Origin of the sequence: Paraglaciecola chathamensis S18K6 (genome assembly GCA_000314955.1) — a bacterium.
GTDB classification, from domain to species: Bacteria; Pseudomonadota; Gammaproteobacteria; order Enterobacterales; family Alteromonadaceae; genus Paraglaciecola; species Paraglaciecola chathamensis.
This window is the reverse complement of the sequence record BAEM01000023.1, coordinates 15,221-29,800: the sequence shown is the minus strand read 5'-3', so window position 1 is coordinate 29,800 and position 14,580 is coordinate 15,221. Positions and strand designations below refer to the sequence as shown.

The window sequence follows — 14,580 nt, the reverse complement described above, 5'->3', positions numbered from 1 at the left end:
GATTAACTAAGTGAAGTTAATCGGCTTTTTTGCTAATATGGCTTGCCACTAAGACCAATTCTTTTAAAAACAAAAGAAACGCTAGGGTTTTGCCATACGGATGACAACTCTGCGGTTTTTCGCTCGGGACATTTCGTTACTATTTGGCGCAATATGTCTGCGCTCACCATGCCCAGTAACCTCAATTCGCTGAGGTGCGACCCCCATTTCACTGAAGTAATTTTTTATTTCAACGGCGCGGCTAACCGATAAGGTCTTATTCATATCTCTGCCACCATAACTGTCGCTGTATCCGTCTAACAAGACTAATTCCATATCGCTGTCTTCTTTCAAATATTGCCCAATCATGTTCAAACGACGCTGGGAATACTTAGTTAGATCAGTACTGTTTTTTTGATACGCGAGAATGGTATAGGCGATATCATCAAAGCTATAAGGTAATAAATTCGACACGCACTGGGCGAAGTTTTCGTAGGGCACGGCAAAATTGCTGGCATTTAGCCCAACAGCAATTCGGTCACTTTGGTTGTACCAATCTTGATAATAAATAGTGGGCCAAAACCCCTTTTCCAATTCAGACAACATAGTCCAAGCTGCTTGTTCAGGTAAATCACCGTTATATTGCTTACGAATTGTCATGTCTGCGATGGCATGCTGCATGTGACCAGGCATCCAACGCGGGGGGACGGAATAAACAGAAGCCATACCAAAGGTTTTCGGCAATCGCAGCATATCAAGCTCAAATTCCATGTTCAGTTGCTTCGAAGCCATACTGGTAAACAGCGCTTCACCATAACCTGGAATCTTATGCGATAAAGTGCACTGCAAGCGACTTTGCTGGCTTAACTGCCAGTCAGAAGTTTCGACTTTTGCAGCGTATTGACGCAGGCCAGCTGATATAGAGCTGCTCAACGTCAGTGACACGATAAATAAAATAAATTTCATAAGTCTTTTCGTCTTGTTAATTCGCCTGTCAGTGGATCGTGGCGTGTGTACTTTGTTTATCGACGCCTAAGGTAAAAGCTTAACTCTGATTTACAGCCTTGCCCAGTCAACTAAAGAATATAGTTACGTAGATAAATCTGTATATAGGTAGCGAGGTGGCCCGATAGTTGACATAATCACGCCATATTTTCATCTCTATAGGCAGCTATGTCAGATCCACAATTTCTCCTCAAAGACAGATTCAGAGGCTACTTTCCCGTTATCGTAGATGTTGAAACCGCAGGCTTCAATGCACAAACCGATGCCTTACTTGAAGTGGCAGCCATTACCACTAAAATGGACGCAGATGGTTATTTAACGCCAGACAAAACGTTTCATTATCATGTTGTTCCTTTTGAAGGGGCAAATTTAGAAAAAGCGGCATTAGAATTTAACGGTATCGATCCTTGGTGCGCCTTGCGTGGGGCATTAGATGAAACAGAGGTCATGAAAGACTTATGTAAGCAGATCCGTAAAGAGCAAAAAGACGCGGATTGTCAGCGCTCAGTCATGGTGGCGCACAATGCGGCATTTGACTTGGGGTTTATCAACGCGGCTATTGAACGCAGTAAGATTAAGCGCACGCCTTTTCACCCGTTTGTGTCGTTTGATACCACCACATTAGCAGGGTTAGCGTTAGGACAAACCGTTTTAGTCAAGGCTTGCCAAGCGGCAAATATTAGTTTCGATCAAAGTGAAGCGCACTCAGCCTTGTACGACACGCAAAAAACGGCAGAGTTGTACTGTTATATTGTTAATAAATGGCATAGCCACTGTGGTTGGCCTATCCCGCAAAGCGATTAGGCCTTTAATTGTGAGGTAGCAGACACGAAAAAACCGCTAGCATCATGTGATCCTAGCGGTTTATTTTTAAAAAGCTTTACTGCTAACGAATTAACGTTATAGCAAATTAAAGTGAATCAGCGTTCTCTGAAAGGTAGCTCGCAACACCTTCAGGGCTGTCTACCATACCTTTCTCGCCTGCTTGCCAACCTGCAGGACAAACTTCACCGTGCTCTTCGTGGAAGTTAAGCGCGTCGACCATGCGAAGCATATCGTCAATGTTGCGACCCAAAGGAAGATCGTTAACCACTTGATGACGTACAACACCTTCTTCATCGATAAGGAATGAACCACGGAACGCAACGCCCGCTTCAGGATGCTCAACATCGTATGCTTGGCAAATTTCGTGCTTAACATCAGCGACCATTGCATATTTCACTTTACCGATACCACCATCATTGATGGCAGTGTTACGCCACGCGTTGTGAGTAAACTGAGAATCGATAGAAACACCAATGACTTCAACACCACGCTTTTTGAACTCATCATAACGCTTATCAAATGCGATCAATTCAGATGGACAAACGAACGTGAAATCTAGCGGGTAGAAAAACAATACTGCTTTTGTACCTTTAATTGCTTCACTAAGGGTAAAGTTTTCAACAATATCGCCATTTCCTAATACTGCAGCGGCGGTAAAATCTGGGGCTGGGCGACTAACTAGTACACTCATTTTGATCTCCATTCTATTGGGGTTATAAATAACTGGCGCATAGTGTAACGACTATTTACGGGTTATCACACTCTTTTACGTTCCATTAATGTAAGTATGCTTTGGTTAAAAACCAAGGGGTGAATAATTATTTAACATACGCCCTACTCCTCTTCCCTTAGTTGTGGCCAACAACGACTAAAAATCGTGCAAAATTACAAATAAAAGCTTGAAAGCGTTGCAAACAACAACTATTATCATTTACATCAAGATTCAGTAAGGTTAACTATGTACGTTTGTTTGTGTCACGGCATTACCGATAAAGCCATTAAACAGGCCGTTCGCGAAGACGGTGTGGGCAATATGCGTCAGCTGCGTGAAGCGCTGGGCGTAGGTGATCAGTGCGGCAAATGTGTGCGCATGGCGCAAAGCATCGTTGACAGTACGATCATTGATGAATCTCTATTTAAAGAAGTGTGTTAACCCAACCTAGCAGGGCTAAATGCTCAGCAGGAACACCGAAACCCAATTTGCCTTAACGTTCAGATACATTGAGCTAGTTTAAAAGGGCACAAAAAAAGAGTCTATATAGACTCTTTTTTTATGCCTTCATTTTACTCGGTGGCTAAGCCAGCGACTGGACATAGCCTGAATAAAAAAGGCTATTTACTTAGTGCGCTTGGCAACGCTTTCTTTAACAATAGCTTGCAATTCACCTTGTTGAACCATCTCCATGATGATGTCACAACCACCGACAAGCTCGCCATCAACCCATAACTGCGGGAATGTAGGCCAGTCAGCATATTTGGGTAACTCAGAACGGATATCAGGGTTTTGCAGGATATCTACGTAAGCAAACTCTTCTCCGCATGACATCAACGCCTGAGACGCTTGGGCTGAAAAACCACAGTTAGGCAATTTAGGTGATCCTTTCATGTATAGAAGAATAGGATTTTCGCTAATTTGTTGCTGAATTTTCTCAACTGTTTCCATGATCACTCTCACTAATATTTGAATAACGCTAATAATGCGGCCAAGTTTACCGTTTTCAAGGCAATATACCAATGCTCCCTTGTGATCTTTATTGGTTTAAAATTATTATCAAGTTTACCCCTTGTATTGTGCTCTGTGCGCCCTAAGATCGGAAACTGGGTTTCAGGATAACCTTGGACAAGCTGTTTTATATTCGTGTATAAAACGCTAGCGCTTACTCAAGGTTATACACACGATTATTGTTAACTTTAAATGGAGAATTATCATGGCTTTTGAATTACCAGCTCTTCCGTATGAAAAGAATGCTTTAGAACCACATATCTCAGCTGAGACATTGGAATATCACTACGGCAAGCATCACGCCACGTATGTTTCTAAGCTAAACGGCTTGGTTGAAGGTACTGATATGGCGAATAAAGATCTTGAAGAGATCGTAAAATCGTCTGAAGGCGGAGTGTTCAATAACGCTGCTCAAATCTGGAACCACACGTTCTACTGGAACAGCCTAAGCCCAAATGGTGGCGGTGAACCAACTGGCGCACTTGCTGATGCAATCAACGCCAAATGGGGTTCTTTCGCAGACTTTAAAGCAGCCTTGAACGACAAAGCAGTGAACAACTTTGGTTCAAGCTGGACTTGGCTTGTCAAAACAGCTGACGGCAGCCTAGACATTGTTAACACAAGCAATGCGGGTACACCTTTGACAGATGCTAGCCTTACTCCTCTACTTACCGTAGATTTGTGGGAACACGCTTATTACATTGACTACCGTAACGCTCGTCCTAAGTACCTTGAAGGTTTCTGGGCACTAGCAAACTGGGATTTCGCAGCGAGCAACTTCGCATAAGCATCCCTTTATCTGGTCAATGACTCAGATACTTCATTAGCCTCGAATATATCGGGGCTTTTTTATGTTTTCGTATTCACCTCGCGGTAAAAAAATAGCGGTTCAAATCCCTGCAGACGGCCGTTAATTTACCCCAACGAGCCCATTCATTCATACTCTATTCAGCAACGTAAATTTCCTTGTGCAACAAACTGACTCCGTTAGTGCTTAAAGATCAGTTTTTATCCTTTCCTAGAAAATATTGTTCTAAATCCGAAACATACAAATGCTAATTAGGGTCTAATCTTACCAGTGAAGCCGGAAAATTTTCTATATGTGAGGTCGAGTTATGGGAATTTTAGAGCAATATCAAACGCGCTATGAAGCGCGTAAAGAAGAAGAGTTAACCATCGACGAGTTCTTGGAAATCTGCAAAACAGATGATTCAGCATACGCCAATGCAGCAGAACGTCTTCTTAAAGCGATTGGCGAACCAGAAATGGTAGACACTGCCAAAGATGCCACCCTAAGCCGTATATTTTCAAATCGAATCATCGCTCGTTACCCAGCGTTTGATGGTTTTTATGGCATGGAAGAATCAATAGAACAGATCGTTTCCTATCTTCGCCATGCCTCCCAAGGGTTAGAAGAAAAGAAACAAGTTCTCTATTTGCTTGGGCCTGTTGGCGGCGGAAAATCTTCATTAGCTGAGAAGCTCAAAGAGCTTATGCAGCAGCAACCAATTTATGTACTCAAAGACTCGCCAGTCAATGACCATCCTCTTAGTTTGTTTGATTCAAATGAAGACGGCGCCTTGTTATTGAATGAGTTTGGTATTCCCCAGCGCTACCTCAAAACGGTTATGTCACCATGGGCCCGCAAGCGTTTGCATGAATACAATGGTGATATTCGAAAATTCAAAGTCATCAAATTGCATCCATCTATTCTCGACCAGGTCGCTGTAGCGAAAACCGAACCCGGAGACGAGAACAATCAAGACATTTCCGCTTTAGTAGGTAAAGTCGATATCAGGCGCCTTGAGCACTTCGCGCAAAACGACCCGGATGCCTACAGTTATTCAGGGGCGCTATGCAGAGCAAACCAAGGTCTGATGGAGTTTGTTGAGATGTTTAAAGCGCCCATAAAGGTGCTACATCCGTTACTCACCGCTACCCAAGAAGGCAACTATAATTCCACCGAAGGGCTCTCTGCCCTGCCCTTTGAAGGAGTAATATTGGCCCACTCTAACGAATCAGAATGGCAAACCTTCCGAAATAATAAAAACAATGAAGCATTTCTCGACCGCGTATTTATCGTCAATGTACCGTATTGCTTGCGGGTGTCAGAGGAAATTCAAATCTATCGCAAACTTATTGATAACAGTGAACTAACAGGGGCGCCATGCGCACCAGATACCTTAGAAACCCTTGCCCAATTTAGTGTGCTCTCGCGCCTAAAAGAGCCAGAAAATTCAAGTATCTATTCAAAAATGCGTGTTTATGACGGCGAGAGTTTGAAAGACACGGATCCTAAGGCCAAGTCTTATCAAGAATATCGTGATTACGCTGGTGTAGATGAAGGTATGCAGGGGCTCTCTACTCGCTTTGCCTTTAAAATACTGTCAAGGGTGTTTAACTTCGATCCGCAAGAACTAGCGGCAAACCCTGTTCACTTATTCTATGTGCTTGAACGTCAAATCGAACGGGAGCAGTTCCCCACAGACTTAGCCGACATGTATAAAGAGCACTTAAAAGGCTACCTCATTCCTAAGTATGTAGAGTTTATTGGCAAGGAAATACAAACCGCTTATTTAGAGTCTTATTCAGAATACGGTCAAAACCTGTTTGATCGTTATGTGATTTATGCTGACTTCTGGATCCAAGATCAAGAATATAGAGATCCAGAGACAGGCCAACTATTCGATAGAGAAGCTCTGAACACCGAACTTGAAAAAATCGAAAAAACGGCCGGTATTAGTAATCCTAAAGATTTTCGTAATGAGATCGTCAATTTCGTACTGCGCGCAAGAGCCAATAACAAAGGCAAAAACCCTAGCTGGACCAGCTATGAGAAACTTCGCACAGTGATCGAAAAGAAAATGTTCTCAAATACCGAAGACTTGCTTCCGGTTATTTCATTTAACAAGAAAGGCTCCGCAGAAGACGAGAAAAAACACGATGACTTCGTTGCCCGTATGGCTGAAAAAGGCTACACCCAAAAACAAGTTAGATTGTTGTGTGAATGGTATTTGCGGGTTAGAAAATCTTCTTAATTCGGCACTGAAAAACAACAGCGCTCCAATGGAATCCATTGAGGTAAAGCAGTATGGCCCATTTTATTGACAGACGACTAAACGGCAAAGGGAAAAGCACAGTCAACCGCCAACGATTTTTGCGCCGCTACAAGGAGCAAATTAAGAAGGCTGTGTCTGAGTCAATCAACAAACGCAGCGTCACTGATGTCACCAGCGGCGAGAAAATTGGTATTTCTAGCCGCGATATATCAGAACCTATTTTTCATACCGGAAAAGGTGGCGCCAGAAGTATTGTTCACCCTGGCAACGACCAGTTCACTGCAGGCGATAAAATAAAACGGCCTGAATCTGGTGCTGGCCAAGGTGGTGATAGTAACGCCAGTGACAGTGGTGAAGGCCAAGACGACTTTGTCTTTCAAATTTCAAAAGACGAATACCTAGACCTGCTCTTTGAAGACTTGATCTTGCCTAATCTTGAGAAAACCCAGCAAGATAAATTAGTACAGTATGAAAGCTATCGTGCGGGGTTTGTGTCTGATGGGGTGCCAAGTAATCTAGATGTTGTGCGCTCATTAAAAGGCTCGGTCGCGCGGCGAATCGCCCTTAGCGGGGGTAAAAAAGCACAGTTAAAAGCACTGCAAGCTCAACTTGCAGAAATGCTTGAAGCGAAAGTGCCAGATCAGCTTGCACTCGCGAAATTGAAAGACGATATAGAGCAGTTAGAGAAAGCCATCGCCCGGGTGCCCTTTATTGACACCTTTGATTTGCGCTTTCGCAACTACCAAAAGCGCCCAATTCCGTCCAGTAAAGCCGTCATGTTTTGCTTAATGGACGTGTCCGGCTCTATGGACCAAGCCACTAAAGATAAAGCCAAGCGTTTCTATATTTTATTGTATTTATTTTTAACCCGTACCTATAAAGATGTGGAAGTCGTTTATATTCACCATCATACCCAAGCCAAGGAAGTCGACGAGGAGGAGTTTTTTTATTCCACGGAAACAGGCGGCACCATAGTCTCTAGCGCGTTGGTGCTAATGAAACAGATCGTAGAGCAGCGCTATTCCCAGCAAGAGTGGAACATCTATGCTGCACAGGCATCTGACGGCGACAACTGGACAGACGACTGTGCCAAGTGCACCGAACTACTTGAACGTAGCCTATTACCTAGCGTTCGATACTTTGCCTACATTGAAATCACCGCGCGCCAACATCAAAAGCTATGGCATGAGTATGAAAAGCTTAGCGAGATACACAACAACTTTGCCATCAAGCATATTGTCGATGTGGACGATATTTACCCAGTTTTCAGGGAGTTATTCGATCAAAGCGTCGAGAAGCCCTCAGGAGTAAGCTAATATGGTAGCCAAGAATTGCGCTAAAACAGAACACAAAGCAGCATCCAATGTACTAAGTGATGGCCCTGATTGGACATTCGATCTTCTCGCTCAATATGAACAGGAAATTGATCGCGTAGCGAGACATTATGGCTTAGACATCTATCCCAACCAAATAGAAATCATCACCGCTGAACACATGATGGACGCTTACGCCAGCATAGGTATGCCGGTCAATTATGCCCATTGGTCATACGGCAAAAAATTCATTCAGTCAGAGCAAAACTACCGCAGAGGTCAAATGGGGTTGGCTTATGAAATTGTGATCAATTCTGACCCTTGTATCGCTTATTTAATGGAAGAGAACACCATGCCAATGCAGGCGCTGGTGATGGCTCATGCTTGTTACGGGCACAATTCATTTTTTAAAAATAACTATCTGTTTAAGGCATGGACGGACGCCAGTTCGATTATTGATTACTTACTGTTTGCTAAGAACTACGTGGCAAAGTGCGAGCAAAAGTACGGTGTAACTGAAGTTGAAAACGTATTGGACTCTTGCCATGCGCTGATGAATTTTGGCGTAGACAGATACAAACGTCCGCAAAAAATTTCGATGCAAATCGAGCGTGAACGTCAAGAAAATCGCGAGCAACATATCCAATCTCAAGTGAATGAGTTATGGCGAACCCTACCAAAATCGGAAACCAAAAGCAGTCAGCCAACCCAAAGGTTTCCTTCAGAGCCACAAGAAAACGTGCTTTATTTTATTGAGAAAAACGCCCCACTCTTAGCACCTTGGCAAAGGGAGCTCGTGCGTATAGTACGTAAAATATCGCAGTACTTTTATCCGCAAAAACAAACCCAAGTCATGAACGAAGGGTGGGCTTGCTTCTGGCACTATCACATACTCAATCATCTATATGATGAAGGAAAACTCACCGACAAATTTATGCTGGAGTTTTTGCATAGTCATACCAATGTTGTGGCGCAGCCTGCCTATAATCACCCTAACTACTCTGGGCTTAATCCTTATGCATTAGGATTTAATATGTTTATGGACATTAAGCGTATTTGCCAATCGCCTACAGATGAAGATCGCGCATGGTTTCCAGACATCGCAGGTAAGGATTGGTTAGAAACAGTGCACTTTGCTATGCAAAACTTTAAAGATGAGAGCTTTATCAGTCAGTTTTTATCGCCAAAACTCATGCGCGATTTTAAATTTTTTGCTATTGAAGACGACGAGAAAAATGCGTTTGTCAGTGTGTCCGCCATCCATGATGAAGCCGGTTACCACAAGATAAGAGAGAAGTTGTCGGCGCAATATAATCTGAGTAATTTAGAGCCTAATATTCAAATATATGAGGTCGATTCAAAAGGCGACCGCTCCCTGACATTATCCTACCTACCACAACAGAGCATTCCTTTAGCTGAAACCCAGCATAAAGTCCTTAAGCACTTGCATCATTTATGGGGGTTTTCTGTTAAATTAGAGCAAGTAGATGATCAAGGTGCTAGGCACTTACTTGGCGCCTACCCTGAACAGCCCAAAGGAGCCGATGCCCCTTTGTCTAGCATTGTAATTTAATGTGCTCGTAATGCGTTCAGCCCAACAGCGTTTTAGCTAATAACAAACTATTTCAGATGTGACACAATGACAGCTCAAAAAAACAACCCTTTGCACGGCTTAACCCTACAGCATATTGTAGAAACCTTGGTCGAAAAGCTTGGCTGGGAGCAAATGCATGAACAGGTAAAAATTAACTGTTTTGCCAATGATCCAAGTATTAAATCAAGCTTAAAATTTTTGCGTAAAACCCCTTGGGCAAGAAGCAAAGTTGAGTCCCTCTACTTATACACCATGCGAAGTAAGTCCCCCCAAACTAAAAAGCAGCCGGAACCAGTTTCTGCCGCTGAAGAATTTGTTTGGCCCGAACCGAAAAAACCCAAAGATTAATAACAGCAAATGAAGTACTTAGCGGCTTATCCGGCACATCTGCAAAACCAAATCGAACAACTTTTAGAACAAGATAAACTTAAAGAATATTTACTGACTCGTTATCCAAGTGTGCATGAAATCAGTAATGATAGTGCTTTACGCGACTATGTAATGGCATTAAAGAACCGTTTTATGCGTAAATCAGCGCCGCTAAGTAAAATCGCCTTCGACCCCAAAATTCATGTGGTTAATCACGCCCTTGGCTTACATACTTATGTGTCTAGAGTTCAAGGCTCTAAGCTAAAAAGCAAGAATGAGCTAAGAGTCAGCGTCCTGTTTAAGCGCGTTCCTGAACCATTTTTAAACATGATCGTGGTGCACGAATTGGCACATTTGAAAGAGAAAGACCACAATAAAGCATTCTATCAACTGTGTTTGCATATGTTGCCTGATTACCATCAATTGGAATTTGATTTACGCGTGTATTTAACCCAAATTGACGCGCTAGGCGACATTTATTAATTTACTTTTGGATACCCAATGGATTATCAATTTATACGTAATGATCGCGCAGAGCCTGCGGCCATTTTTGAAATGGGCGCAGAAACACTCGGCCTTTGGTTTAGTGAAGAGCTAGGTCGAGACCGCAAAAAGTTAGCCCATATACTGAACGTTATCCAGCAGTTAGAAGATAAAGAAATTGAACATTATCTGCTGCAAGGGCGTGAATTTAATATGGATTTAAATCGAGACGAAATAGAAGTATATGCAGCCATCACCCGAGATGAAGGTGAAGTTGATATTCCGGAAGATACCGAATTGTACGACCAAGAATCTATCACTGGTTGCGGTTTAGAAGACTTCAAGGAAGTGCTGTTATCGTGGCAAGAATTTGTAGGCAGAATGTAGCTCACGGACCGGACTCTGACTCTTATCGTCAAAATTGTATTTTCAGCACTTCATTTAATCTGTTTGCGCTCACGTATATTGTGATATTCGGGATAGAAAGGTTTCGAACGACTGTGACAGACGGCTATAAGCGAAAAGCGGTCATTAACGCTTAACATATGGGGATTTTAGGAGCGCTTTTGGGCGAAGCCCAGCGAGTAAAATTCCCACCATGATGTTTTTGTTATACATCAGCAATTAAGACTTCTTCCAAGGCAGCATAAAATAATTGAAAAAAAGTAAGCCTGCAAAACCAGCCATATACAATAAATACTCATTGAGCGTGAGCACTGGAGGTTCATAGTAACTTGCTAGGCTGAGACCTAAAATAACCACGTTAGAGCTTAAAAACGACCATAGCAAACCCTTTGATATCTTATGAAACTCTAAGCTTTCAACATAGGTATAAAGTATTACTTTTATAGCTAAAATTGGAACATAACCAATAACGAGGCCTAAAAAGAATAGTGTATCCTCAAAATCATCTCTATAGGCATCTACAGCAACCATTGATATTAAGAAACCTAATCCATAGCGATAAATTTTCGCAGTACCAACCAAATTACTTTTTAATTTTTTAAAATCCATATTCAATACAAGTTGGCTTCAATAGATGTATAACAATTTAATATAGCGCGATTTGCGCGTTTTTCTGCCGACGCATCGCTCACTTTTGTACTTCCGCTATTAATACCAAACTAACTATCATATTGCTAGGTAAAGGAAAACTGGCGATCTGGATAAAATGATAAGAACAAAAACGAGCGATTGGGTCGTTTTCCTGAATATATGGGAAAGCCCTTTAACTTGTATATCCAAACAGGGGGTTTACGCCTAAATAATCAAAAATATTTTAGTCAGCTATTTTAGTGAATACAGAAGGGTAGAATCAGTCGAGGGACTCCTGATCGCTCATTGAGGTCAGTCAATTTTTTTAGTGCCAACTTCCGCTTTACGTACTTAATCGACAATCAAATTTGCTCATACTCTTCTAAAACAGAACATAAGATAGAGTTCTGAAAAATTCACTTAAACCATCGATTCTCCGCCAAACGTCTGTCTTTCGTACCTACGGACTGCTGTTTTATCTCGGATTGAGGTCCTTTTTTAAAAAATCAGCTTTCATTCCGTGTAAATCGTTTTGGCATCAAACTCGGATTTATATTTTTTATCTATACTCTATCAGCGGTAAGCCGAGTTTGTTGACTTACCCTATACGCTGTCCAGTAGTAAACAGCATTACTTTTTTCGCGTTATAGAAAGGAAATAACCATGAAAATGAAGAAGGAAGATATACCCGTTGTAATGCAAGCCCCAGGAATGATCATGCGCTCCCAGGCGGGATTGGGAAGCATGACCGTTGTTTTCCATGAACTACCAAAAGGCACTGATTTTACGCCCTTGCTCAAAGGGTTAAACAACAACTGTCATTGCCCGCATTGGGGTTATATATTCGAAGGAATATTTCGGTTTATATACGATGACGGTACACAAGAGTTATTTGAAGCAGGCGACGTTTTCTATGCACAGCCAGGGCACACCGCCATCGTCGACAAGGATCTGAAATTTATTGATTTCAGCCCGACCAAGGAATTAGCTCAGGTAATGTCAAACGTTGATAAAGTTATGGCTGAAATGGCTTAATAACACGCTTACGCTTTCATATATTCAGGCTTGAATCTAATCATCAGTATAGTGGCTTCACCATCACTGTTCAGTTCAGGCCTGCTTTCTCACCTAAGCAATTTTCTGATGTTTGCTCTCCTCCCAGTTGCGTTTTCTAAAATACCCGCCGTCACAATTTGTTCATTTTTTTGTCGTTATAGAGTCACATTGCCACTTTAACTTGCACGGCTACTTTTAAAAATAAAAAAGGAACATTCGGTGCAACCACTTAAAAACACTCTAAAACTTAGCATGTTATCTATGGCAGTCGTTTTCGGCTTAGCAGGCTGTGCGCTTGACGGTGATGACGGTCAAGATGGCGCTGCAGGTGCCGCTGGTATTGATGGTACAGACGGGGCTGATGGCGTCGATGGCCAAAGCCTACCCCGAGATTTAAACATTGAAGTGGTTGGCCGCTTTGCCGCCGGCGGTATAGAGGTATTTGGTAAAAGTGCTGCTGAAATAGTGCAATTTCACCAAGCGTCAAACACCGCGTTCGCGATAAATTCAGCTGAAAATCAAATCGAGGTCATTGACTTATCAGGGCTAACAAGCGCGGCTGTAGCAAACCCATTTTCTGATGCTAGTTTGCTATCCAATGCATTTACTTTTGCTGACAGCGTAACAGTAAAAGATGAAGCAAATGCAGACCAAACCATCACCTTAGGTGCAGCTAACTCGATTGCTATCAATGGTGACATGCTGGCAATTGCAGTAGAAGCTAGCGTAAAAACAAGCCCAGGCGCGGTATTGTTCTACAGTTTAGATGCAGCAGGCCAAGGCACATTTATCAAGGCGGTTGCAGCAGGCGCTCTACCGGATATGGTGGCGTTTAACCCTGATGGCACAAATGTATTAGTGGCTAATGAAGGTGAACCAGACACAGATTACGCAGTCGACCCACAAGGCAGTGTTTCGATGATCGCCATCACTGATGGTATTCCAGCTGATACAGCGCAAACGATTAACTTCACCACTGACATGACGTTCTCAAGTGACACGCTTGATGAAGAAGACTACGACACTGACGCAAAACGAATGGCATTGCTAAAAGCGTCTGGGGTTAAATTTGCTGGTCCAACAGGCATGACAGTCGCCCAAGAATTAGAGCCAGAATACATCACCTACGCAGCAGACGGTAAAACTGCCTATGTGTCTCTTCAAGAAAGTAATGCAATAGGCATTCTAGATTTAGAAGAAATGACCATTGAGGTACGCGCACTTGGCTTTAAAGACTGGAATAATTTCGAGTTAGATTTCACCAATGAAGACGAACTACCTCACTTTGATAGTGTTGACGGCTTATATGGCATGTATCAACCGGATACGATTACCTCTTATCAATACAATGGCGCGACATTTATTTTGTCGGCCAATGAGGGTGACTCGCGCGACTATGATGCATATTCAGAAGAAGTTCGAGTAGAAGACATAATTGATGAAGACGAATTGAATATGAGTCTGTCACCAAGCTTGCAAACTGCATACGATTTGAGCGGAGGTGATGACGGCTTAGGGCGCTTGAAAGTAACGACAGCCTTAGGCGATGCCGATGAAAATGGTGAGTTTGAAGCACTATACGCCTACGGAGCACGCTCATTTTCGATTTGGGATCAAAACATAAACCTTGTTTACGATTCAGGCGATGATTTCGGTAAGATCTCAGCCGCTATTTTAGGTAATGATTTTAATAGCGCACACACCGAAAACAAAGGTGATAACCGCTCGGACGACAAAGGCGGCGAACCAGAAGCGATCGCCGTGGGCGAAATTGAAGGTCGTACCTATGCATTTATTGCCCAAGAACGTTCAGGTGACTTGTTTACGTACGATGTTACCAATCCATTCAATGTTGCTTATGTTGCACACTATAACAACCGTGACTTCAGCACAGACTTCGAATTAGATGATGATTTGGATAATCCCTGTGACGAAGCCGAAGGTATGGATTGTAGTGAAGTGGCTATATCAGGTGATTTAGGCCCAGAGAGCATTAAGTTTGTTGCCCCCAGTGACAGCCCAAATGGAAACGCGCTGCTTATCATCGGTAATGAAGTAAGTGGTACAGTCACTATTTACCAAGTCACTGAAAAATAGCTAAACTTAATAGCCACCGATAACGTTAAATGACGCGCCTTT

Annotated in this window: 15 protein-coding genes; 11 read left to right on the top strand and 4 right to left on the bottom strand. The window is 42.7% G+C overall.

Annotation, left to right across the window (positions count from 1 at the left end; all coding sequences use genetic code 11):
* Positions 1 to 81: 81 nt before the first annotated feature.
* Positions 82 to 945 carry a flagellar protein MotY gene (locus GCHA_RS07755; RefSeq protein WP_007986820.1) on the bottom strand — a complete coding sequence of 288 codons (864 nt, stop codon included), beginning with the start codon at positions 943 to 945 and terminating at the stop codon, positions 82 to 84.
* 207 nt (positions 946 to 1,152) lie between these two features.
* Here GCHA_RS07755 and rnt point away from each other — a divergent pair, with 207 nt between their 5' ends.
* The gene (gene rnt / locus GCHA_RS07750; protein WP_007986818.1) at positions 1,153 to 1,788 is read left to right on the top strand and encodes a ribonuclease T; all 636 of its coding nucleotides are present in this window, start codon (positions 1,153 to 1,155) and stop codon (positions 1,786 to 1,788) included.
* A gap of 106 nt (positions 1,789 to 1,894) precedes the next feature.
* Here rnt and GCHA_RS07745 read toward each other — a convergent pair whose 3' ends face one another.
* On the bottom strand, positions 1,895 to 2,500 hold the full coding sequence (locus GCHA_RS07745; protein WP_007986816.1) for a peroxiredoxin: 606 nt from the start codon (positions 2,498 to 2,500) through the stop codon (positions 1,895 to 1,897).
* A 267-nt stretch (positions 2,501 to 2,767) separates the two neighbouring features.
* Here GCHA_RS07745 and GCHA_RS07740 point away from each other — a divergent pair, with 267 nt between their 5' ends.
* Complete coding sequence (locus GCHA_RS07740) at positions 2,768 to 2,962, top strand: bacterioferritin-associated ferredoxin (RefSeq protein WP_007986814.1); 195 nt, start codon at positions 2,768 to 2,770, stop codon at positions 2,960 to 2,962.
* Between the two features lie 183 nt (positions 2,963 to 3,145).
* Here the strand turns inward: GCHA_RS07740 and GCHA_RS07735 are convergent, their stop codons facing one another.
* Positions 3,146 to 3,472 (bottom strand): Grx4 family monothiol glutaredoxin, encoded by a 327-nt coding sequence (locus GCHA_RS07735; protein ID WP_039992227.1) that lies wholly within the window; start codon positions 3,470 to 3,472, stop codon positions 3,146 to 3,148.
* 265 nt (positions 3,473 to 3,737) lie between these two features.
* On the opposite strand from GCHA_RS07735, the gene sodB reads away from it, so the two are divergent.
* The 7 genes from sodB (at position 3,738) to GCHA_RS07700 (ending at position 10,737) form a co-directional block, all read left to right on the top strand.
* Positions 3,738 to 4,319 carry a superoxide dismutase [Fe] gene (gene sodB / locus GCHA_RS07730; RefSeq protein WP_007986810.1) on the top strand — a complete coding sequence of 194 codons (582 nt, stop codon included), beginning with the start codon at positions 3,738 to 3,740 and terminating at the stop codon, positions 4,317 to 4,319.
* A gap of 328 nt (positions 4,320 to 4,647) precedes the next feature.
* Positions 4,648 to 6,570, top strand: a complete 1,923-nt coding sequence (locus tag GCHA_RS07725; protein WP_007986808.1) for a PrkA family serine protein kinase — start codon at positions 4,648 to 4,650, stop codon at positions 6,568 to 6,570.
* 53 nt (positions 6,571 to 6,623) lie between these two features.
* On the top strand, positions 6,624 to 7,907 hold the full coding sequence (locus GCHA_RS07720) for a YeaH/YhbH family protein (protein ID WP_007986806.1): 1,284 nt from the start codon (positions 6,624 to 6,626) through the stop codon (positions 7,905 to 7,907).
* 1 nt (position 7,908) lies between these two features.
* Positions 7,909 to 9,477 (top strand): SpoVR family protein, encoded by a 1,569-nt coding sequence (locus GCHA_RS07715; protein ID WP_007986804.1) that lies wholly within the window; start codon positions 7,909 to 7,911, stop codon positions 9,475 to 9,477.
* A gap of 66 nt (positions 9,478 to 9,543) precedes the next feature.
* Positions 9,544 to 9,846, top strand: coding sequence for a VF530 family protein (locus tag GCHA_RS07710; protein WP_007986802.1), 303 nt, complete (start codon positions 9,544 to 9,546; stop codon positions 9,844 to 9,846).
* Between the two features lie 9 nt (positions 9,847 to 9,855).
* Positions 9,856 to 10,350: a M48 family metallopeptidase gene (locus GCHA_RS07705; RefSeq protein ID WP_007986800.1), complete on the top strand. Its 495-nt coding sequence runs from the start codon at positions 9,856 to 9,858 to the stop codon at positions 10,348 to 10,350.
* A gap of 18 nt (positions 10,351 to 10,368) precedes the next feature.
* Positions 10,369 to 10,737, top strand: a complete 369-nt coding sequence (locus tag GCHA_RS07700; protein WP_007986798.1) for a YacL family protein — start codon at positions 10,369 to 10,371, stop codon at positions 10,735 to 10,737.
* Positions 10,738 to 10,974: 237 nt separating this feature from the next.
* Here GCHA_RS07700 and GCHA_RS07695 read toward each other — a convergent pair whose 3' ends face one another.
* A complete protein-coding gene (locus GCHA_RS07695) occupies positions 10,975 to 11,364 on the bottom strand; it encodes a hypothetical protein (protein WP_007986796.1) in 390 nt (129 codons plus the stop codon).
* Positions 11,365 to 12,048: 684 nt separating this feature from the next.
* Between GCHA_RS07695 and GCHA_RS07690 the strand changes: the two genes are divergently transcribed.
* Together GCHA_RS07690 and GCHA_RS07685 are read left to right on the top strand one after the other, a co-directional pair.
* The gene (locus tag GCHA_RS07690) at positions 12,049 to 12,420 is read left to right on the top strand and encodes a cupin domain-containing protein (RefSeq protein ID WP_007986795.1); all 372 of its coding nucleotides are present in this window, start codon (positions 12,049 to 12,051) and stop codon (positions 12,418 to 12,420) included.
* A 240-nt stretch (positions 12,421 to 12,660) separates the two neighbouring features.
* Positions 12,661 to 14,538: a choice-of-anchor I family protein gene (locus tag GCHA_RS07685; protein WP_007986793.1), complete on the top strand. Its 1,878-nt coding sequence runs from the start codon at positions 12,661 to 12,663 to the stop codon at positions 14,536 to 14,538.
* The last annotated feature ends 42 nt before the right edge of the window (positions 14,539 to 14,580 follow it).